Below are 21307 nucleotides of genomic sequence, written 5' to 3'. Positions count from 1 at the left end.
GACACGTACAGGAGCCCCTCGCGTACGACAGAACCCGGCACACTCAGCCGCCGAACTCCTCCAGGCCCTTCAGGGCCTGGTCCAGCAGCGCCTGCCGGCCCTCCAGCTCACGGGACAGCTTGTCCGCCCTGGCGTTGTTGCCCGAGGTGCGTGCCGTGTCGATCTGCTTACGCAGCTTGTCGACAGCAGCCTGGAGCTGACCGGTCAGACCCTCGGCGCGGGCCCGCGCCTCCGGGTTCGTCCGGCGCCACTCGGACTCCTCGGCCTCCTGGAGCGCCCGCTCCACCGTGTGCATCCGGCCCTCGACCTTCGGGCGGGCGTCACGCGGTACATGACCGACGGCCTCCCAGCGCTCGTTGACGGAGCGGAACGCGGCCCTGGCCGCCTTCAGATCCGTCACCGGCACCAGCTTCTCGGCCTCGATCGCGAGCTCCTCCTTCAGCTTGAGGTTCTCGCCCTGCTCCGCGTCGCGCTCCGCGAAGACCCCGCTGCGCGCCTCGAAGAACACGTCCTGGGCGCCGCGGAAGCGGTTCCACAGGTCGTCCTCGGACTCGCGCTGGGCGCGGCCCGCGGACTTCCACTCGGTCATCAGGTCGCGGTAACGGGCGGCCGTCGTGCCCCAGTCGGTGGAACCGGAGAGCGACTCGGCCTCGGCGACCAGCTTCTCCTTGACCTTGCGGGCCTCCTCGCGCTGAGCATCCAGCGAGGCGAAGTGCGCCTTGCGGCGCTTCGAGAACGCCGAACGGGCATGCGAGAAGCGGTGCCACAGCTCGTCGTCCGACTTGCGGTCGAGACGCGGCAGGCCCTTCCAGATGTCGACGAGCGCCCGTAGCCGCTCACCCGCGGACCGCCACTGCTCGCTCTGCGCCAGCTCCTCCGCCTCGACGACGAGCGCCTCCTTGGCGAGACGGGCCTCGTCGGTCTGCTTCGCCTTCTGGACCTTGCGCTCCTCCCGCCGCGAGTCGACGGTCGCGACCAGGGAGTCCAGCCGCTTGCCCAGCGCGGCGAGGTCGCCGACGGCGTGGTGCTCGTCGATCTGCTGACGCAGATGCTCGATCGCCGCCGTCGCGTCCTTGGCCGACAGATCGGTGGTCTTCACCCGCCGTTCGAGGAGGCCGATCTCGACCACCAGGCCCTCGTACTTGCGCTCGAAATAGGCCAGGGCCTCCTCGGGGGAACCGGCCTGCCACGATCCGACGACCTGCTCGCCCTCGGCCGTACGCACGTACACGGTGCCCGTCTCATCGACACGGCCCCACGGGTCGCTGCTCACAGCGCCTCCTCCACCTGATGCCTGCGAAGGGGTTCGCCCCCCGGGCATCGTCCACAGTTTCCTGGGGCGGGCAGCGCCCGCCCTGCACAACGCCAATCTAGGCGACCGGCCACCCGGCTGTCCGCACTCAGCGCGGCCGAAATTCTTCGCCCGCGCCGAGTGACCGCGGCCGGCCGGCCGCCCGGCCGGTCAGGCCTTGTCGACGGCCGCCTTCTCGACCGTGACCGCCTTCTTCGGAGCGCCGTCGGCCGCCCCACCGGTGACACCCGCCTCGGCGATCTTCTTGACGGCCTTCAGGCCGGCATCGTCCATGGTGCCGAACGGCGTGTAGCTGGGCGGCAGTTTGGTGTCCTTGTAGACCAGGAAGAACTGGCTGCCGCCGGTGCCCGGCTGGCCGGTGTTCGCCATCGCGACCGTGCCCGCCGCATAGGTCACCGCGCCGTCGTCGCCCGCCTTGCCCAGCGCGGTCAGATTCTCGTCCGGGATCGTGTACCCGGGACCGCCCGTGCCGTCGCCCTTGGGGTCACCGCACTGCAGGACGAAAATGCCCTCCGTGGTCAGACGGTGACACTTCGTGCTGTCGAAGTACCCCTTGTCCGCGAGGGCCTTGAACGAATTCGTGGTGTGCGGGGTCTTCGCCGCGTCCATCTCGATCGCTATGTCGCCCTGGCTGGTCTTCAGGGACATCGAGTACTTCGCTTTTTTGTCGATCTCCATCGCGGGCTCGGGCGCACTGCTCTCGCTCGCCGACGGAGAGGCCGACGGGCTCGCGCTCGCCGCCGCATCCGCCGAGTCCTTCTTGCCGTCGCCGTCCCGCGAGACGTACGCGCCCGCGCCGATGACCGCCACCACGGCCACTGCCGACACGATGATCACGGACAGGCGCCTGGTCCTCCGGCGCGCTTCCTCCCGGCGCTGCTGCTGCCGCTCGAACTTCTCCCGGGCGAGCTGCCGCCGCCGCTGATCGCTGCTGACCACCGGTTGGTCTCCTTGTACGTCGTGTAATCCGGCCTGAGTTGCCCCGTACCGTATATGGGTTAGCTGTGGAATGAGGAGCGCCGGTAGGCTCTGATCTGCCGTATCCGTCTCCGCAGCCCTCTCACGTCGGACGAACACTAAGGACGATTGTGCTTATTGCCGGGTTCCCCGCCGGGGCCTGGGGGACCAATTGCTATCTGGTCGCCCCCGCCGCAGGCGAGGAGTGCGTGATCATCGACCCGGGCCACCAGGCCGCCCAGGGCGTCGAGGAAGCGCTGAAGAAGCATCGGCTCAAGCCCGTCGCCGTCGTGCTCACCCACGGCCACATCGACCATGTGGCCTCGGTCGTCCCCGTGTGCGGCGCCCATGACGTCCCTGCCTGGATCCACCCCGAGGACCGGTACATGATGAGCGATCCGGAGAAGGCACTGGGCCGCTCCATCGGGATGCCGCTCATGGGGGAGCTGACCGTGGGCGAGCCCGACGACGTCAAGGAGCTGACCGACGGCGCCCTGCTGAAGCTGGCGGGCCTGGAGTTCGGCGTCGCGCATGCGCCCGGCCATACCAAGGGGTCGGTGACGTTCAGGATGCCCGAGGCCGCGGATGTTCCGCAGGTTCTCTTCTCGGGCGACCTGCTCTTCGCCGGCTCCGTCGGACGCACCGACCTGCCCGGTGGCGACCACGCCGAGCTGCTCGAGTCGCTGGCCCGTGTGTGCCTGCCGCTCGACGACTCGACCGTGGTGCTGTCCGGCCACGGCCCCCAGACGACCATCGGCCGCGAGCGCGCCTCCAACCCGTATCTGCACGGCATGGACGCGCCCCGCCGAGGAATGTGACGAGAGATATTCCTGTGAGTACCTTCCAGGCCCCCAAGGGCACGTACGACCTGATCCCGCCGGACTCCGCGAAGTACCTCGCGGTGCGCGCGGCGATCTCCGCACCCCTGAAGAACTCCGGCTACGGCTACATCGAGACGCCCGGTTTCGAGGACGTCGCCCTGTTCGCGCGCGGAGTCGGTGAGTCCACCGACATCGTGTCCAAGGAGATGTACGCCTTCGAGACCAAGGGCGGCGACAAACTCGCTCTGCGCCCCGAGGGCACCGCCTCCGTGCTGCGCGCCGCCCTGGAGGCCAACCTCCACAAGGCGGGCAACCTCCCCGTCAAGCTCTGGTACTCAGGCTCGTACTACCGCTACGAGCGTCCGCAGAAGGGCCGTTACAGGCACTTCTCGCAGGTCGGCGCGGAGGCCATCGGCGCGGAGGACCCGGCGCTGGATGCCGAGCTGATCATCCTGGCCGACCAGGCGTACCGCTCGCTGGGTCTCGCACAGTTCCGGATCCTGCTGAACTCGCTGGGCGACAAGGAGTGCCGCCCCGTCTTCCGGGAGGCGCTCCAGACCTTCCTGCGCGACCTCGATCTGGACGAGGAGACCCGTCGGCGCATCGAGATCAACCCGCTCCGGGTCCTCGACGACAAGCGGCCCGAGGTGCAGAAGCAGCTGACCGCTGCGCCGAAGCTGCGCGACTACCTGTGCGACGCCTGCAAGGCGTACCACGAGGAGGTCCGCGATCTGCTGACGGCGGCCGGAGTCGTGTACGAGGACGACGAGAAGCTGGTCCGCGGCCTCGACTACTACACGCGCACGACCTTCGAGTTCGTCCACGACGGCCTGGGCTCCCAGTCCGCGGTGGGCGGCGGCGGCCGTTACGACGGGCTGTCCGAGATGATCGGCGGCCCCGCGCTGCCGTCCGTCGGCTGGGCGCTCGGCGTGGACCGTACGGTGCTCGCGCTGGAGGCCGAAGGCATCGAGCCGGCCGTCCCCGCCACCACCAGTGTGTACGCGGTACCGCTCGGCGAGGAGGCACGGCGCGTGCTCTTCGGCCTGGTCACCGAGTTGCGCAGGGCCGGTGTCGCCACCGACTTCGCATTCGGTGGCCGTGGCCTCAAGGGGGCGATGAAGAGCGCGAACCGCTCCGGTGCCCGCTTCACGATCGTGGCCGGTGAACGTGATCTCGCCGAGGGCACGGTCCAGCTCAAGGACATGGAGTCGGGCGAGCAGCAGCCGGTCGCGCTCGACGCGCTCGTGGCCGCGGTACAGGCCAAGCTGGCCTGACCGCCCAGGTCCACAGGTGCCCGCCCGGTCGGCCCGGGCGGGCACAGTGCGTCCGGACGGCGCTGCCGCCCGCCGGAGAGCACCTTGATGCGGGAGCCGGCCTTCTGCTCCGGACCGACCAGCGCGATGACGTCCTCGGGCTCGAGCGGACGCGGGCCGTAGCGGGCGAAGTGCCTCACCGTTTCCCGTTTCGTCAACTCGGCAGGAGTCGATTCATCCTGCCGGACGGCCCGGATGCGGGAACGCCACCGGCGGCCGGCGCCGGCAGGGTCCCCGCCGAGTACGGACACGATCCCTTCGTCACGGCGGCGACGGCCCCGCAGATCTCCACGGTGGTGCTCTTCCCTCCCGTTCGGACCGAGGATGCCGAACGCCTCGCCGTGCCGGATCCCCAGGTCGAGGCGGTCCACCGCGGTGAGTTCGCCGTAGAGCTTGCGCAGCCCGTGCACGTCGGCTGCGAGTTCTGTCATGGCAACGAGCGCCTCGCGTACCCCCGGAGTCGTGCCCCGCGGGCGCACACCTTTATGTCCATCGAACGGCCGGCCAATGCGGCGGTACGGCACAATGACCGTGCCCGGCTGGCTACTCAGTGATGGAACGGCGATATGACGACTGCAGCGGTAGATCATCCCTCCTTCGACCAGGACGAGGACGGCGGGACGAGGACCATCGGCGGCAGCCGCGCGTTCGCACTGCTGCTGGTGATCACCGGCGCGGCCGGCCTGCTCGCCGCCTGGGTGATCACGATCGACAAGTTCAAGCTGCTCGAGGACCCCAGCTTCACCCCGGGCTGCAGCCTGAACCCGGTCGTCGCATGCGGCAACATCATGAAGAGCGAGCAGGCGGCGGCGTTCGGCTTTCCCAACCCGATGCTCGGAATCGCCACCTACTCGGTGGTCATCGGCATCGGCATGGCGCTCCTGGCCGGCGCGCGCTTCCGCAGCTGGTACTGGCTCGGTCTGAACGCGGGGACGCTGTTCGGCGTCGGATTCTGCACCTGGCTCCAGTACCAGTCGCTCTACAGCATCAACTCGCTCTGCCTGTGGTGCTGCCTGGCCTGGGTCGCGACGATCTTCATGTTCTGCTACGTCACCACGCACAACATCAAGCACCGCATCCTTCCGGCGCCCGCCTGGCTGCGGAACGGGCTCACCGAGTTCCACTGGGTGCCGTCGGTGCTCTGGATCGGCATCATCGGCATGCTGATCCTGACCCGCTGGTGGGACTTCTGGACCAGCTGACCGGTCCTGGCCCCGGCGGCGTTGTCAGCGGGGTGGCATAGGCTTCCCCGCGTGGAGCCCGACCTCTTTACCGCAGCAGCCGAAGACCGCCAGGAGAAGGATCCGTCCAGCAGCCCCCTCGCTGTCCGGATGCGCCCTCGTACGCTGGACGAGGTCGTCGGCCAGCAGCATCTGCTGAAGCCGGGCTCGCCGCTGCGGCGACTCGTCGGCGAGGGGAGCGGCGGCCCCGCGGGCCCGTCCTCGGTGATCCTCTGGGGGCCGCCCGGCACCGGGAAGACGACTCTGGCGTACGTGGTCAGCAAGGCCACCAACAAGCGTTTCGTCGAGCTCTCCGCGATCACCGCCGGCGTCAAGGAGGTCCGGGCCGTCATCGAGGGCGCACGCCGGGCGACCGGCGGCTTCGGCAAGGAGACCGTCCTTTTCCTGGACGAGATCCACCGCTTCTCCAAGGCCCAGCAGGACTCCCTGCTCCCCGCGGTGGAGAACCGCTGGGTGACCCTGATCGCGGCCACCACGGAGAATCCGTACTTCTCGATCATCTCCCCGCTGCTGTCGCGCTCCCTGCTCCTGACCCTGGAGCCGCTCACCGACGAGGATCTGCGCGCCCTGCTGAGCCGGGCCCTGACCGATGAGAGGGGCCTGGGCGGAGCCGTCACCCTGGCCGATGACGCCCAGGCACATCTGCTGCGGATCGCGGGCGGTGACGCCCGGCGCGCGCTGACCGCGCTGGAGGCGGCGGCCGGAGCGGCCCTCGCCAAGCACGACGCGCAGATCACTCTCACGACGCTCGAGGAGACCGTCGACCGCGCGGCCGTGAAGTACGACCGTGACGGCGACCAGCACTACGACGTCGCGAGCGCCCTGATCAAGTCGATCCGCGGGTCCGACGTGGATGCGGCCCTGCACTACCTGGCCCGGATGATCGAGGCGGGGGAGGACCCCCGCTTCATCGCCCGGCGGCTGATGATCTCCGCCAGCGAGGACATCGGGCTCGCCGATCCCACGGCGCTGCCCACCGCGGTGGCGGCCGCCCAGGCCGTGGCGATGATCGGTTTCCCGGAGGCGGCTCTCACCCTCAGCCACGCCACGATCGCGCTGGCGCTCGCCCCCAAGTCCAACGCGGCGACGCTGGCGATCTCCGCCGCGCAGGAAGACGTGCGCAGGGGCCTCGCGGGCCCGGTCCCGGCCCATCTGCGCGACGGCCACTACAAGGGCGCCGCCAAGCTGGGTCACGCCCAGGGCTACATCTACCCGCACGACGTTCCCGGCGGAATCGCCGCCCAGGAGTATGCCCCGGAGGCAGTCCGGGGCAGGCGCTACTACGAACCCACGCGGTACGGCGCCGAGGCGCGGTACGCGGATGTGGCGGACCGGGTCCGTGAGCGCCTCGGCCGTGGGGAATCGGGCGGCACGGCACCGTCCTGACGGCGGCACGGCACCGTCCTGACCCGTGCGCAGCCGGGGCGGCGCTCCAGGACCGGCTCAGCAGGACGCCGCTTCGAAGAGCGTGTACATGGCGCGGCGCAGCTCGCTGATATCGCGTACGGGATCCGGGAATTCGAAGCGGGCGTCGAAGCATGCCCCGTCGGTCTCCACGAACCGGACCCGCAGGCCGAAGCGGTCGAGTGCGACCGGGACGGCGGCGGGCCGCTGCGTCGAGCAGGTGTCCGTCGTCCGGTCGCCGAGCAGCGTGGACAGCGTCTCCATCTGCTCGCTGTGGGCCGTGTGCAGGTGCTGGAGCAGCTCCGCCTCGTGGCTGACGAGCGGGTCGGCTTCCACGTCGCGGAAAGCGTCGGGCTCGATGTCCTCGGCGCCCCACAGGTCGTCGATCGACGCCTCCCCGACCTCCAGCCTGAGCATGGTCCGGCCGGGTTCCGTCGGCCCCGGTACGGAGGTCAGCCAGCCGGAGATCCGGGCGCGGCCGCGGATCCGGTGCGGGACGGAGACCGGTGCGACATCGATGATCTCCAGCACGGCGGTAAGTTCGTCGCCCTGGGCGTGTGCTGCGGCCCGCGCGACCGCTGAGTCGGCGGGGAACAGGAGGAACACATCCCCTTCGGGTCCGATGCCCCTGGAGTCGGGCACCAGGTGGTCGGGACGGATCACATCCAGCCCGGGTACGAGCAGTGCGGCGGAGCAGGTACTCTGTACGAGAGTTCGTGTGCGCTCGGCTGCTGACGGCATCCGAGTGTTTTCAAGCCCGCTGGGACGCGGCTGACCACGATCAGATCGGCCTTCCGTCGTAGCAGCACCTTCTGGTGTGCTGCCGCTGTCTGTGCTGTCCGTGACGTGAGTGGTGTTCCCAGGGCGAGACATGCGATCTCCTTGAGTAAGGTAAGCCTAACCTAACCTACAACGGAGGTCTGGAGAACGTGCCTAACCAGTCGCGTCCCAAGGTCAAGAAGTCGCGTGCCCTCGGCATCGCTCTGACGCCGAAGGCTGTCAAGTACTTCGAAGCCCGCCCCTACCCGCCGGGCGAGCACGGCCGTGGCCGCAAGCAGAACTCGGACTACAAGGTCCGTCTGCTCGAGAAGCAGCGTCTGCGTGCGCAGTACGACATCAGCGAGCGCCAGATGGCGCGTGCCTACGACCGCGCCAAGAAGGCCGAAGGCAAGACGGGCGAGGCGCTGGTCGTCGAGCTCGAGCGCCGTCTCGACGCCCTGGTCCTGCGTTCGGGCATCGCCCGCACCATCTACCAGGCCCGCCAGATGGTCGTCCACGGCCACATCGAGGTCAACGGTGGCAAGGTCGACAAGCCGTCCTTCCGCGTCCGTCCCGACGACGTCGTGATGGTCCGCGAGCGCAGCCGCTCCAAGGTCCCCTTCCAGGTGGCCCGCGAGGGTGGTTACGACACCGACGGTGAGACCCCGCGCTACCTCCAGGTGAACCTGAAGGCCCTGGCCTTCCGCCTGGACCGTGACCCGAACCGCAAGGAAATTCCGGTCATCTGCGACGAGCAGCTCGTCGTCGAGTACTACGCCCGCTGATCCAGGCGTAGCTACCGTCAGAGCTCGGGCCCGCCCCTCCCTGTTGTACGGGAGGCGGCGGGCCTTCGCGTTTCCCCGGGCGCGGCAACGCCGTGCGTCCCCTTTGCGCCCGGTAGGCGGCGGGCCTCTTCGCCGAGCGCCCTCGCCACCGCGGCCTTCGTCTCCAGCCGGCTCCCGGAGCGCCGCTGCGCCTCGTACCGCACATCGCCGAGTACGTCCCTGGCCCGTGCCTCGCAGTCGGCGCGGGGCCTGCCGAAATGCGCCGAGCCGAACAGGGGCAGGCCCACCGAGGGCCAGATCCGCTCCGCGGCCCCCTGCAGCACGGCGGCCTCCGCGGCGTCACCCTCGACGGCCGTGACCAGGGCCAGCAGCTCCAGCGAGAGCACCGTGCCGAGCAGGTCATGGAACGTGTGCGCGATGGACAGCGACTCCCCGAGCATCTCCCGTGCCCGCGCGGTCTGCCCCCGCTGCAGAGCCGCATAGGCCAGCACGTACAGCGCATAGGCGAGAGCCCACCGCTCCCCGTGGTCCTCGCAGATCTCGCGGACCTCCTCACAGATCTCCGCCGCCCCGTCCAGGTCTCCGGCGAACGCCACGGCCATCGCCAGCTCGACCTGGGCCATCAGTACATTGCTGTTCAGCTCGCCGATCTCCCGGTAGCGCGTCAGGGCCTCGCGCAGCAGCTCCTCCGCGCGGACCAGATCGTCCGTGACGATCGCGAGGCAACCGGAGCGATGCACCGCGTAGGCCACCGCGGACGCGTCCCCCGAGCGCTCGCCCTCCTCCCGGCACTCCTGCAGGGCCGAGACCGCGCCGATCGCGTCGCCCTGCAGGACGGCCACATAGCCGAGCACCCACAGCGCCTTCAGCCGCGACGGATCGTAGGGCGACTCCTCCTCCAGTACGTGGTCCAGCCAGTGGCGCCCCTCCGAGAGCCGGCCGCAGCCCGCCCAGTAGAACCAGAGGGTGCCCGCCAGATACTGAGCGAGATGGACCTCGTCGGGGCTCTCCATCGAGCACTCCATCGCCCGGCGCAGATTGGGCAGCTCACTGTCGATACGGGCGGCGGCCGCCGCCTGCCGGGGACTGAACCAGTCGAGCTCGCACCAGGTCGCAAGCCCGAGAAACCAGTCGCGGTGCCTGCGGCGCAGCCGTTCCGTGTCACCGGTCGCGCTCAGCCACTCGGCGCCGTACTCCCGCACGGTGTCCAGCAGCCGGAACCTGCTGCCGGCCGCCGAGTCCTCGCGCAGGACGACGGACTGCGCGAGCAGCTCGTCGAGAACGTCGAGCACCGAGTCGGCCGGCAGATCGGGACCGCTGCAGATGTATTCGACGGCCTCCAGGTCGAACTGCCCGGCGAACACCGACAGCCGCGCCCACAGCAGGCGCTGCTCGGGAGCGCACAGCTCGTGGCTCCAGCCGATGGCCGTACGCAAGGTCTGATGGCGGGGCAACGCGCTCCGGCTGCCCCCGGTCAGCAGCCGGAAGCGGTCGTCCAGCCGTTGGAGCACCTGTTCCATCGACAGTGCCCGCAGCCGCCCGGCGGCCAGTTCGAGGGCGAGCGGAATTCCGTCGAGGCGCCGGCACAGCTCCCGTGCGGATTCCTGGTTGCCTGCCGTCAGCCTGAACCCCGGCTGAACGGCGCAGGCCCGCTGGGCGAAGAGTGCCATGGCGTCGTCGTCCGCCATCGGCGTCAGCGCGAGGGTGGCCTCGCCGTCCACGCGCAGCGGGCGGCGTCCGGCGGCGAGAATCTGCAGGCGCGGAGCCCGGCGCAGCAGTTCCCCCACGAGCTCGGCGCACGCATCGACGAGATGTTCGAAGCCGTCGATCACGAGCAGGAGCCGGCGCTCCGCGCAGTGCTCCACCAACGTGGTGCGTGGCGGCCTCTTGGTGTGATCGGTGAGCCCCAGGGCATCGACCAATGCGTGTTCGAGCAGGGCAGGATCATGGATGGCCGACAGCTCGGCGATCCAGACCCCGTCGCAGTACCGTTTCTCCACGAGTGCCGCGATCCGGACGGCACAACGGGTCTTGCCGACCCCGGCCACCCCGGCCACCGTGACCAGTCTGGACTCGTCCAGCAGCAGCCCCAGTCGGTCGAGCTCGTCCTCGCGTCCCACGAATGTGTTCAGTTCGGCCGGCAGATTTCCGCGGACGGCGGCGGGCGGGGGCTCCGCGTCGTCGGGCGTGGGGGAGGGGCGCTGAGGGCGTCGCATGAAACACGCAGAGTACTGGGACATAAGCTCTCCGTACAATCTCCCCGCATCCGCGCTCGCCCCGCCCGCCCGTAATGCGGTACAGGGCCTGACGCCCGGCGCGATAGGGTCGAGGGACGACGATCGGCCGTGGTGGCAGCACACACGGGCCAACCCGAAGACAGGCAGAGACAAGCCCCGGCCGGGGCAAGCGACAAGCAGAGAGCGGTGCACTGTGTCCGGTGGAGAGGTGGCCGGGATCCTGGTGGCCGTCTTCTGGGCGATCCTGGTTTCGTTCCTCGCCGTGGTGCTGGTGAGGCTGGCCCAGACGCTCAGGGCGACCACCAAGCTGGTGGCGGACGTGACCGAGCAGGCGGTTCCGCTGCTCGCCGACGCCTCCGCGACCCTGCGCTCCGCGCAGACCCAGCTCGACAAGGTCGACGCCATCGCGAGCGACGTCCAGGAGGTCACCTCCAACGCCTCCGCGCTCTCCACCACCGTCGCATCGACGTTCGGCGGGCCGCTCGTGAAGGTCGCCGCGTTCGGCTACGGGGTACGCCAGGCGCTCGGCCGCCGGACCGCTCCGGAACCGGCGCCGGCCTCCCCTGCCTCCCGTCGTGCCGTGATCGTCGGCCGTACCGTGCCGTCCGCCCGCAGCAAGAAGCGGAACGGCCGAAGCTCCCGCGGACAGAAGGACTGACGCAGCGATGTTCCGCCGTACGTTCTGGTTCACCGCCGGCGCAGCCGCCGGTGTCTGGGCCACCACCAAGGTCAACCGCAAGATCAAGCAGCTGACTCCCGAGAGCCTCGCGGCCCAGGCCGCCGACAAGGCGATCGAGGCGGGTCACAGGCTGAAGGACTTCGCTCTCGACGTGCGCGAGGGCATGGCCCGGCGTGAGGCCGAACTGGGCGGGGCACTGGGTCTCGATGCACCTGTCGATCCCGAACTCCCGGTACGGGCCCACCTCGTGGTCGAAGCGGCCGACACAGGCCACGCCGCCGCGCACCGCAAGCTCCCCTACAACTCGAACAACCGGAATGAGGACCACTAATGGAGTCGGCTGAAATTCGCCGCCGCTGGCTGAGCTTCTTCGAGGAGCGCGGTCACACCGTCGTGCCTTCGGCGTCGCTCATCGCGGACGACCCGACTCTGCTGCTGGTCAACGCGGGCATGGTTCCCTTCAAGCCGTACTTCCTCGGCGAGGTCAAGCCGCCCGCCCCGCGCGTCACCAGCGTGCAGAAGTGCGTCCGTACGCCGGACATCGAAGAGGTCGGCAAGACCACCCGGCACGGCACGTTCTTCCAGATGTGCGGCAACTTCTCCTTCGGCGACTACTTCAAGGAAGGGGCCATCCAGTACGCCTGGGAGGCCCTGACCAACTCCGTCGAGGACGGTGGCTTCGGCCTCGACCCCGAGCGTCTGTGGATCACGGTCTACCTGGACGACGACGAGGCCGAGCAGATCTGGCGCGAGAAGATCGGCGTTCCGGCCGAGCGCATCCAGCGCCTGGGCAAGAAGGACAACTTCTGGTCCATGGGCGTCCCCGGTCCCTGCGGCCCGTGCTCCGAGATCAACTACGACCGCGGCCCGGAGTTCGGCGTCGAGGGCGGCCCCGCCGTCAACGACGAGCGCTACGTGGAGATCTGGAACCTGGTCTTCATGCAGTACGAGCGGGGCGCCGGCGACGGCAAGGAGGACTTCCCGATCCTCGGGGACCTGCCGTCGAAGAACATCGACACGGGCCTCGGTCTCGAGCGCCTCGCCATGATCCTTCAGGGCGTACAGAACATGTACGAGACCGACACCCTGCGCGTCGTCATGGACAAGGCCACCGAGCTCACCGGAGTGCGCTACGGCGCCGAGCGGGGCTCGGACGTGTCCATGCGCGTCGTCGCCGACCACATCCGTACGTCGGTGATGCTCATCGGCGACGGCGTCACCCCCGGCAACGAGGGCCGTGGCTACGTGCTGCGCCGCATCATGCGCCGCGCCATCCGCAACATGCGGCTCATGGGCGCCACCGGACCGGTGGCCCGCGACCTGGTCGACGTCGTGATCAACACGATGGGCGAGCAGTACCCGGAGCTCATCACCGACCGCAAGCGCATCGAGACCGTCGCCCTCGCCGAGGAAGCCGCCTTCCTCAAGGCCCTCAAGGGCGGCACGAACATCCTCGAGACCGCCGTCACCGAGACCAAGGCCGCCGGCGGCCAGGTCCTCGCCGGCGACAAGGCGTTCCTGCTCCACGACACCTGGGGCTTCCCGATCGACCTCACGCTGGAGATGGCCGCCGAACAGGGCCTCTCCGTCGACGAGGAGGGCTTCCGCCGCCTGATGCAGGAGCAGCGGGACAAGGCCAAGGCCGATGCCCGCGCCAAGAAGACCGGCCACGCCGACCTGTCCGCCTACCGCGAGGTCGCCGACAGCTCCGGAGCCACCGAGTTCACCGGCTACACGTCCACCGAGGGCGAGTCGACGATCGTCGGTCTCCTCGTCGACGGTGTCCCCTCGCCGGCCGCCACCGAGGGCGACGAGGTCGAGGTCGTCCTGGACCGCACCCCGTTCTACGCCGAGGGCGGCGGCCAGATCGCCGACCAGGGGCGGATCCGGCTCGACACCGGCGCCGTCATCGAGGTCCGCGACGTACAGAAGCCGGTCCCCGGCGTCCATGTGCACAAGGGCGTCGTCCAGGTCGGCGAGGTGACGGTCGGTGCCTCCGTTTACGCCGCCATCGACAACACGCGTCGCCGCGCCATCGCCCGAGCCCACAGCGCCACGCACCTCACGCACCAGGCGCTGCGCGATGCGCTCGGCCCGACGGCCGCCCAGGCCGGTTCGGAGAACTCCCCCGGCCGCTTCCGCTTCGACTTCGGCTCGCCCGCCGCCGTACCCGGCACGGTCCTCACCGATGTCGAGCAGAGGATCAACGAGGTCCTCTCGCGGGAACTCGACGTCCAGGCCGAGGTCATGTCGATCGACGAGGCCAAGAAGCAGGGCGCCATCGCCGAGTTCGGCGAGAAGTACGGCGAGCGGGTCCGGGTCGTCACCATCGGCGACTTCTCCAAGGAGCTGTGCGGCGGCACGCACGTCCACAACACCGCCCAGCTGGGCCTGGTGAAGCTCCTCGGCGAGTCGTCGATCGGCTCCGGTGTGCGCCGTATCGAGGCTCTGGTCGGCGTGGACGCGTACAACTTCCTCGCCAAGGAGCACACGGTCGTCGCCCAGCTCCAGGAACTGGTCAAGGGCCGTTCCGAGGAGCTTCCGGAGAAGATCGCCGGCATGCTCGGCAAGCTGAAGGACGCCGAGAAGGAGATCGAGAAGTTCCGCGCGGAGAAGGTCCTGGCGGCCGCCGCCGGGCTCGTCGACTCCGCCAAGGACGTACGGGGCGTCGCCCTGGTCACCGGACAGGTGCCGGACGGCACCTCGGCCGACGACCTGCGCAGGCTGGTCCTCGACGTGCGTGGACGCATCCAGGGCGGACGGCCGGCCGTCGTGGCCCTGTTCACCACGGCAAACGGGCGCCCGCTGACCGTCATCGCCACCAACGAGGCTGCCCGCGAACGCGGCCTCAAGGCCGGTGACCTGGTCCGTACCGCCGCCAAGACCCTCGGTGGCGGTGGCGGCGGCAAGCCGGACGTCGCCCAGGGCGGCGGCCAGAACCCGGACGCCATCGGTGACGCCGTCGCCGCTGTCGAACGCCTCGTCACCGAGACGGCGTGACGCCGGACATGACGCAGATGCGCCGTGGACGCCGACTCGCCATCGACGTCGGGGACGCCCGTATCGGGGTCGCCTCGTGCGACCCCGACGGGATCCTTGCCACGCCGGTGGAGACCGTGCCGGGACGCGACGTCCCGGCCGCCCACCGGCGGCTCGGCCAGATCGTCGAGGAGTACGAGCCGATCGAGGTCATCATCGGGCTGCCCCGCTCGCTGGGCGGTGGCGAGGGTCCTGCGGCGGCGAAGGTCCGGGCCTTCGCCCAGGTGTTCGCCCGCTCGGTCGCACCCATTCCGGTGCGATTGGTGGACGAGAGGATGACCACAGTGACGGCCACTCAGGGGCTCCGCGCTTCGGGCGTGAAGTCCAAGAAGGGTCGGTCTGTCATCGACCAGGCTGCCGCTGTGGTGATCCTCCAGAACGCTCTGGAGTCCGAGCGGGCGTCCGGGCAGGCACCGGGCGAGGGCGTCGAAGTGGTTGTCTGATCGCGATACGGTAACGTTCCGCGCGATGCGTCGGTGTTCGAACAAACACCGCACAGCGAAGCGAAGAGACGGAACGTCGTCTCGCGGCTCTAGGGGATCGATGACTGAGTATGGCCGGGGCCCCGGCTCCGAACCGTGGCATCCCGAGGACCCCTTGTACGGGGACCAGGGATGGGGAAGCGGCCAGCAGGCTGCCCACGGCCAGGGCCAGTACGACAGCCAGCAGCAGCCCTATGCGCAGGACCCGTATGCCCAGCAGCCGCAGCAGGGCTACCCGCAGGACCCGTATACCCAGCAGCAGGACCCGTACGCGCACCAGCAGGACCCGTATGCCCAGCAGCCGCAGCAGGGCTACCCGCAGGACCCGTACGCGCAGCAGCCCCCCCAGCAGCCGCAGTACAACGGCGGCTGGGACACGGGCCAGCAGCCCGCGATGCCGTACGAGCAGCAGCCGCAGCAGCCGCAGTCGCCGTACGAGCCGCAGCCGCCGTACGGCAACGGTCAGGGTGGCTACGGCGAGCAGGTCGACTACTACGGCACCGCTGAGGCCTACCCTCCGCCCCAGCCCCCGGGCCGCCGCGAGCAGGCGCCGGAGCCTCAGCGGCAGAACCCTGACTGGGATCCGGATGTGCCGCAGGAGGAGACGCATCCTTTCTTCACGGGCGCGGACGAGCCGGCTGCGGGCCGCGACTCCCGCGACGGTGACGACTACGACGACGACCCGCGCGAGCCCCGCCGGGGCAAGGGCAAGAAGAAGAGCCGCAGCGGCTGCGCCTGCCTGGTCGTCTCACTGGTCCTCGTGGGCGGCCTCGGAGGGGTCGGCTACTTCGGCTACTCCTACTACAAGAGCCAGTTCGGCGAGGCGCCCGACTACGCGGGCAGCGGTTCGGGCACGGTCGAGGTGGAGATCCCGGAAGGCGCTCTCGGGAATGAGATCGCGAACATTCTGAAGAAGGCCGGCGTCGTGAAGTCCGCCGACGCTTTCATTTCGTCTCAGAACGGGAACCCGAAAGGGAAATCCATCCAGGCCGGTGTCTATCTCCTGAAGAAGGAGATGTCCGGGGACAGTGCAGTGGAGCTGATGCTGTCCCCGAAGAGTAAGAATGCGTTGGTGATTCCGGAGGGATGGCGTAATGCCGCCATCTACGAGTTGATCGACACAAAGCTGAAAATCAAGGCGGGCACGACGGCGAGCGTTGCCAAGACCAAGGCGGGAAGCCTTGGACTGCCCGACTGGGCGGACGACGATCCGGTCCTCAAGGATCCCCTGGAAGGATTCCTCTATCCGGCCGCTTATCCGGTCTCCCAGGGGGCGAAGCCAGAGGCCGTCCTGAAGAAGATGGTCGATCGGGCGAACGCGGAGTACAAGAAGCTCGACCTCGAGGCGGCGGCCCAGAAGTACAACCTGGATGGCCCCTGGCAGGTGCTTACCGTGGCCAGCCTTGTCCAGGCGGAGGGCCTCACGCACGACGACTTCCGCAAGATGGCCGAGGTTGTCTACAACCGCCTGAAGCCGGAGAACACGGTCACCAACCGGAAGCTGCAGTTCGACTCGGCATTCAATTACCTGAAGAAGCAGAGCAAGATCAAGATCGGGTCGAATGAAATCCTGAGCAACGACGACCCGTATAACACCTATTACCATGCCGGCTTGACTCCTGGGCCGATCAGTAACCCGGGTGAAGAGGCGATCAGGGCCACGCTCAATCCGACCGGTGACGGATGGATGTTCTTCATTTCGCTCGACGGGAAGAAGACCGACTTCACCAAGACGGCTGCCGAGCACGAAAAGCTCAACGAAAAGTTCAAGGAACAGCATGGCCTCGACTGACGGACGCCGCCGCGCCGCCGTCCTCGGCTCGCCGATCGCCCATTCGCTCTCCCCGGCCCTGCACCGGGCCGCGTACGCGGAACTCGGCCTCGACAACTGGTCGTACGACCGGTTCGACGTGGACGAGGCCGCGCTCCCCGGGTTCATCGAGGGGCTGGACGCCTCCTGGGCGGGCCTTTCCCTCACGATGCCGCTCAAGCGGGCGATCATCCCGCTGCTGGACGAGATCAGCGAAACGGCGGCTTCGGTCGAGGCGGTGAACACCGTCGTCCTCGCCGGGGACGGCCGCCGGATCGGCGACAACACCGACATCCCCGGAATGGTCGCGGCCCTGCACGAACGCGGAGTCGAGAAGGTGGAGTCCGCCGCCGTCCTCGGCGCCGGAGCGACCGCGTCCTCGGCTGTTTCCGCACTCGCGGCGATCTGCACCGGACCGGTCACCGTCTACGTACGCAGCAAGGAACGCGGCGACGAGATGCGCGGCTGGGGCGACCGCCTCGGCGTCGATGTCCGGATCGCCGACTGGGCGTCGGCGGAGCAGGCTCTGCAGGCCCCGCTGGTGATCGCCACCACGCCGGCCGGGACCACGGACGCTCTGGCGGATGCGGTACCGGATGCCCCGGGGACTCTGTTCGACGTGCTGTACGAGCCGTGGCCGACCGCTCTTGCCGCTCGCTGGTCAGCAGCGGAAGGAACCGTGGTCGCCGGCCTCGACCTTCTCGTCCATCAGGCCGTTCTCCAGGTGGAGCAGATGACCGGACGACGTCGTGGCCCACTTGCCGCGATGCGCGCGGCGGGCGAAGAAGCCCTGGCGGCGCGCGAGGCCTGACGGCTCTCTTCCACCCTCTGACGGGCGTACTCCCAGGAGATCGGCGCGTCCGGCTTGCGCGAGCGGTGCCATGCCGGCACCTCGCGAACTGCGGCTGACGCAGTACACGTTGCGGCCCGTCCCGTCCTCCCTGTGGGCGCGCGTCGAACGCCGGAACGGTCCGTCTGCTGGACCGGCGGCCGGTTCGCACCCCGGTCGTGGGAGGATCTGGGGTGGCGGGCCAGGGCCGCGCACCCGGTCGCGCCGTTGCAGTTTTCAGGCGCGAGCATGAGGAGCACCGTTGAGCAGGTTGCGCTGGCTGACCGCGGGGGAGTCGCACGGCCCCGCACTGGTGGCGACGCTGGAGGGTCTTCCCGCCGGCATCCCGGTCACCACGGAGATGGTTGCGGACGCGCTCGCCCGGCGACGGCTCGGTTACGGGCGCGGCGCTCGGATGAAGTTCGAGAAGGACGAGGTCACCTTCCTCGGCGGCGTCCGGCACGGCCTGACCATGGGCTCGCCCGTCGCCGTCATGGTGGGCAACACCGAGTGGCCCAAGTGGGAGCAGGTCATGTCGGCCGACCCCGTCGACCCCGACGTGCTGGCCGCCCAGGCCCGTAACGCCCCGCTGACCCGCCCACGGCCCGGTCACGCCGACCTCGCCGGGATGCAGAAGTACGGCTTCGACGAGGCCCGGCCGATCCTGGAGCGCGCCAGCGCCCGGGAGACCGCGGCCCGTGTGGCCCTCGGCGCCGTCGCCCGCTCCTACCTCAAGGAGACCGCGGGCATCGAGATCGTCTCCCACGTCGTCGAGCTGGCCGCGGCCAAGGCGCCCTACGGCGTCTACCCCAAGCCCTCCGACGTCGAGCGGCTCGACGCCGACCCCGTGCGCTGCCTGGACGCCGACGCGTCGAAGGCGATGGTCGCGGAGATCGACCAGGCACACAAGGACGGCGACACCCTCGGCGGAGTCGTCGAGGTGCTCGCGTACGGCGTGCCCGTCGGGCTCGGCTCGCACGTGCACTGGGACCGTCGGCTCGACGCCCGCCTGGCCGCCGCGCTGATGGGCATCCAGGCCATCAAGGGTGTCGAGGTCGGCGACGGCTTCGACCTGGCCCGGGTGCCGGGTTCCAAGGCGCACGACGAGATCGTGGCCACCGCGGACGGGATCAGGCGCACCTCCGGCCGCTCCGGCGGCACCGAGGGCGGGCTGACCACCGGTGAGCTGCTGCGGGTCCGGGCCGCGATGAAGCCGATCGCCACCGTGCCCCGGGCGCTCGCCACCATCGACGTCGTCACCGGTGAGGCGGCCAAGGCGCACCACCAGCGTTCCGACGTCTGCGCCGTCCCGGCTGCCGGGATCGTCGCCGAGGCCATGGTCGCGCTGGTTCTGGCCGACGCCGTCGCGGAGAAGTTCGGCGGCGACAGCGTCGCCGAGACCCACCGCAACGTGCAGTCGTACCTCTCCCACCTGCAGATCCGGTGAGCGGCCCGCTGATCGTCCTCGTCGGCCCGATGGGAGTCGGCAAGTCCACGGTGGGCGAGCTGCTCGCCGAGCGGCTCGGCACCACCTACCGGGACACCGACGCGGATGTCGTGGCCACGGCGGGCAAGGCGATCTCCGAGATCTTCTTCGACGAGGGCGAGGAGCATTTCCGCGCGCTGGAGCGGCAGGCCGTGCGGGACGCCATGGCCCAGCACAAGGGCGTCCTCTCCCTCGGCGGCGGATCCGTGCTCGACGAGAAAACGCGTGAGCTGCTCGCCGGCCATACCGTCGTCTACCTCTCGATGGACGTCGACGAGGCGGTCAGGCGGGTCGGGCTGAACACCGCCAGGCCCCTGCTCGCCGTCAACCCGCGACGGCAGTGGCGCGAGCTGATGGACGCCAGGCGCCACCTCTACGAAGAGGTGGCCGGTTCCGTCGTCGCCACCGACGAACGCACCCCCGAAGAGGTCGCCCAGGCGGTCCTCGACGTAACGGAACTGCCGGAGCGCACGGGTGAGCCCATGCCGTCCGGCCGGGAGAACACACGTATGACCGAGCAGGGCACCACGCGCATCCAGATCGCCGGCACGGCGGGTACCGACCCCTACGAGGTGCTCGTCGGGCGCCAACTCCTCGGCGAGCTGCCGAACCTCATCGGCAACCGTGCCAAGCGGGTCGCCGTCCTGCACCCCGAGGCGCTCGCCGAGACCGGTGAGGCGGTCCGTGAGGACCTGGCCGCCCAAGGTTACGAGGCCATCGCGATCCAGCTGCCGAACGCCGAGGAGGCCAAGACCGTCGAGGTCGCCGCCTACTGCTGGAAGGCGCTCGGCCAGACCGGCTTCACCCGCACCGACGTCATCGTCGGTATCGGCGGCGGCGCCACCACCGACGTGGCGGGCTTCGTCGCCGCCTCCTGGCTGCGCGGGGTCCGCTGGATCGCCGTGCCGACGACGGTGCTCGCCATGGTCGACGCGGCGGTCGGCGGCAAGACCGGTATCAACACCGCCGAGGGCAAGAACCTTGTCGGTGCCTTCCACCCGCCCGCCGGAGTGCTCTGCGACCTCGCCGCGCTGGACTCGCTGCCGGTCAACGACTACGTCTCCGGGATGGCCGAGATCATCAAGGCCGGCTTCATCGCCGACCCGGTCATCCTCGACCTCGTCGAGGCCGACCCGCAGGGCGCCCGTACGCCCACGGGACCGCACACCGCCGAGCTGATCGAGCGCTCCATCCGGGTCAAGGCCGAGGTCGTCTCCAGCGACCTCAAGGAGTCCGGGCTCCGGGAGATCCTCAACTACGGGCACACCCTGGCCCACGCGATCGAGAAGAACGAGCGCTACAAGTGGCGCCACGGCGCCGCCGTCTCGATCGGCATGGTCTTCGCCGCCGAACTCGGCCGGCTCGCCGGACGCCTCGACGACGCCACCGCCGACCGGCACCGCGCCGTCCTGGAGTCCGTCGGACTGCCGCTCACCTACCGCGGCGACCAGTGGCCCAAGCTCCTGGAGAACATGAAGGTCGACAAGAAGTCCCGCGGCGACCTGCTGCGCTTCATCGTCCTGGACGGCATCGGAAAGCCCACCGTGCTCGAGGGCCCCGACCCGGCCGTCCTCCTCGCCGCCTACGGGGAGGTCTCCGCATGACGACCCGCAGGGTCCTCGTGCTCAACGGCCCGAACCTCGGACGGCTCGGCTCCCGCGAGCCCGATGTGTACGGGGCGACGTCGTACGCCGGTCTCGTCGACGCCTGCCGCACCCTCGGCAAGGAGCTCGGCTTCGACGTCGACGTCCGCGAGACGAACGACGAGGGCGAACTGATCCGCTGGCTCCACGAGGCAGCCGACGGATCGATTCCGGTCGTTCTCAACCCGGGTGCCTTCACCCACTATTCGTACGGCATGCGCGATGCGGCGGCCCAGCGCACCGCCCCGCTGATCGAGGTGCACATCTCGAATCCGTACGCACGGGAGGAATTCCGCCACACCTCGGTGGTCGCCCCGGTGGCCACCGGCACCGTGGCCGGATTCGGTATCGGCTCCTACCGCCTCGCCCTGCGGGCCCTGGCCGACGAGCTGACGGTCTGACGGACTGTCAACGGGCACTTCGTGCCTCCCTGGGCCGTTCACTCGGTGGCGGCCGGGGGAGGTACGGTTGCCGTCGACCAGCGCCAGTTGCCTGCACGAGACGGAGTGG

General features: G+C 69.6%; 18 protein-coding genes and 1 pseudogene. 14 read left to right on the top strand and 5 right to left on the bottom strand.

Annotated elements, in window-relative coordinates; translation table 11 throughout:
- Window positions 1-43: 43 nt before the first annotated feature.
- Both ACFWBQ_RS03305 and ACFWBQ_RS03300 read right to left on the bottom strand, forming a co-directional pair.
- A complete protein-coding gene (locus ACFWBQ_RS03305) occupies window positions 44-1273 on the bottom strand; it encodes a DUF349 domain-containing protein (protein WP_385483377.1) in 1230 nt (409 codons plus the stop codon).
- 189 nt (window positions 1274-1462) lie between these two features.
- Window positions 1463-2251 (bottom strand): peptidylprolyl isomerase, encoded by a 789-nt coding sequence (locus tag ACFWBQ_RS03300; RefSeq protein ID WP_385483375.1) that lies wholly within the window; start codon window positions 2249-2251, stop codon window positions 1463-1465.
- A 149-nt stretch (window positions 2252-2400) separates the two neighbouring features.
- Here ACFWBQ_RS03300 and ACFWBQ_RS03295 point away from each other — a divergent pair, with 149 nt between their 5' ends.
- Window positions 2401-3087 (top strand): MBL fold metallo-hydrolase, encoded by a 687-nt coding sequence (locus ACFWBQ_RS03295; RefSeq protein WP_329212919.1) that lies wholly within the window; start codon window positions 2401-2403, stop codon window positions 3085-3087.
- Window positions 3088-3101: 14 nt separating this feature from the next.
- Complete coding sequence (gene hisS, locus ACFWBQ_RS03290; RefSeq protein ID WP_385483373.1) at window positions 3102-4364, top strand: histidine--tRNA ligase; 1263 nt, start codon at window positions 3102-3104, stop codon at window positions 4362-4364.
- Between the two features lie 50 nt (window positions 4365-4414).
- Here the strand turns inward: hisS and ACFWBQ_RS03285 are convergent.
- Window positions 4415-4834 (bottom strand): annotated as a pseudogene (locus ACFWBQ_RS03285) (ATP-binding cassette domain-containing protein); the annotation flags it as partial.
- A 135-nt stretch (window positions 4835-4969) separates the two neighbouring features.
- Between ACFWBQ_RS03285 and ACFWBQ_RS03280 the strand changes: the two are divergent.
- Both ACFWBQ_RS03280 and ACFWBQ_RS03275 read left to right on the top strand, forming a co-directional pair.
- Window positions 4970-5605, top strand: coding sequence for a vitamin K epoxide reductase family protein (locus ACFWBQ_RS03280; protein WP_385483371.1), 636 nt, complete (start codon window positions 4970-4972; stop codon window positions 5603-5605).
- A 51-nt stretch (window positions 5606-5656) separates the two neighbouring features.
- The gene (locus ACFWBQ_RS03275; protein WP_385483369.1) at window positions 5657-7030 is read left to right on the top strand and encodes a replication-associated recombination protein A; all 1374 of its coding nucleotides are present in this window, start codon (window positions 5657-5659) and stop codon (window positions 7028-7030) included.
- A gap of 57 nt (window positions 7031-7087) precedes the next feature.
- Here the strand turns inward: ACFWBQ_RS03275 and ACFWBQ_RS03270 are convergent, their stop codons facing one another.
- The gene (locus ACFWBQ_RS03270) at window positions 7088-7789 is read right to left on the bottom strand and encodes a DUF2470 domain-containing protein (RefSeq protein ID WP_385483367.1); all 702 of its coding nucleotides are present in this window, start codon (window positions 7787-7789) and stop codon (window positions 7088-7090) included.
- A 188-nt stretch (window positions 7790-7977) separates the two neighbouring features.
- On the opposite strand from ACFWBQ_RS03270, the gene rpsD reads away from it, so the two are divergent.
- Complete coding sequence (rpsD, locus tag ACFWBQ_RS03265) at window positions 7978-8592, top strand: 30S ribosomal protein S4 (protein ID WP_018960518.1); 615 nt, start codon at window positions 7978-7980, stop codon at window positions 8590-8592.
- A 17-nt stretch (window positions 8593-8609) separates the two neighbouring features.
- On the opposite strand, the gene ACFWBQ_RS03260 is transcribed toward rpsD, so the two are convergent.
- On the bottom strand, window positions 8610-10808 hold the full coding sequence (locus tag ACFWBQ_RS03260; protein ID WP_385483365.1) for an ATP-binding protein: 2199 nt from the start codon (window positions 10806-10808) through the stop codon (window positions 8610-8612).
- 229 nt (window positions 10809-11037) lie between these two features.
- On the opposite strand from ACFWBQ_RS03260, the gene ACFWBQ_RS03255 reads away from it, so the two are divergent.
- From ACFWBQ_RS03255 to aroQ, 9 genes are all read left to right on the top strand, one after another.
- A complete protein-coding gene (locus ACFWBQ_RS03255) occupies window positions 11038-11487 on the top strand; it encodes a DUF948 domain-containing protein (RefSeq protein ID WP_385483985.1) in 450 nt (149 codons plus the stop codon).
- A 7-nt stretch (window positions 11488-11494) separates the two neighbouring features.
- Window positions 11495-11839, top strand: a complete 345-nt coding sequence (locus ACFWBQ_RS03250; RefSeq protein ID WP_385483364.1) for a DUF6167 family protein — start codon at window positions 11495-11497, stop codon at window positions 11837-11839.
- A complete protein-coding gene (gene alaS / locus ACFWBQ_RS03245) occupies window positions 11839-14508 on the top strand; it encodes an alanine--tRNA ligase (protein ID WP_385483362.1) in 2670 nt (889 codons plus the stop codon). The genes ACFWBQ_RS03250 and alaS overlap by 1 nt, the downstream gene beginning before the upstream one ends.
- Before the next feature lie 8 nt (window positions 14509-14516).
- Complete coding sequence (gene ruvX, locus ACFWBQ_RS03240) at window positions 14517-14990, top strand: Holliday junction resolvase RuvX (protein ID WP_385483983.1); 474 nt, start codon at window positions 14517-14519, stop codon at window positions 14988-14990.
- Between the two features lie 100 nt (window positions 14991-15090).
- Complete coding sequence (gene mltG, locus ACFWBQ_RS03235) at window positions 15091-16821, top strand: endolytic transglycosylase MltG (RefSeq protein WP_385483981.1); 1731 nt, start codon at window positions 15091-15093, stop codon at window positions 16819-16821.
- Window positions 16808-17650, top strand: coding sequence for a shikimate dehydrogenase (locus tag ACFWBQ_RS03230; protein WP_385483360.1), 843 nt, complete (start codon window positions 16808-16810; stop codon window positions 17648-17650). The genes mltG and ACFWBQ_RS03230 overlap by 14 nt, the downstream gene beginning before the upstream one ends.
- A 280-nt stretch (window positions 17651-17930) precedes the next feature.
- On the top strand, window positions 17931-19115 hold the full coding sequence (aroC, locus tag ACFWBQ_RS03225; protein WP_385483358.1) for a chorismate synthase: 1185 nt from the start codon (window positions 17931-17933) through the stop codon (window positions 19113-19115).
- Window positions 19112-20758 (top strand): 3-dehydroquinate synthase, encoded by a 1647-nt coding sequence (gene aroB / locus ACFWBQ_RS03220; protein ID WP_385483356.1) that lies wholly within the window; start codon window positions 19112-19114, stop codon window positions 20756-20758. The genes aroC and aroB overlap by 4 nt, the downstream gene beginning before the upstream one ends.
- On the top strand, window positions 20755-21198 hold the full coding sequence (aroQ, locus tag ACFWBQ_RS03215; protein WP_385483354.1) for a type II 3-dehydroquinate dehydratase: 444 nt from the start codon (window positions 20755-20757) through the stop codon (window positions 21196-21198). Before aroB ends, aroQ begins: the two co-directional genes overlap by 4 nt.
- Window positions 21199-21307 lie beyond the last annotated feature (109 nt).

This window comes from Streptomyces sp. NPDC060035 (assembly GCF_042736635.1).
Taxonomy (GTDB): Bacteria; Actinomycetota; Actinomycetes; order Streptomycetales; family Streptomycetaceae; genus Streptomyces.
This window is presented reverse-complemented; position numbering and strand designations above follow the sequence as displayed.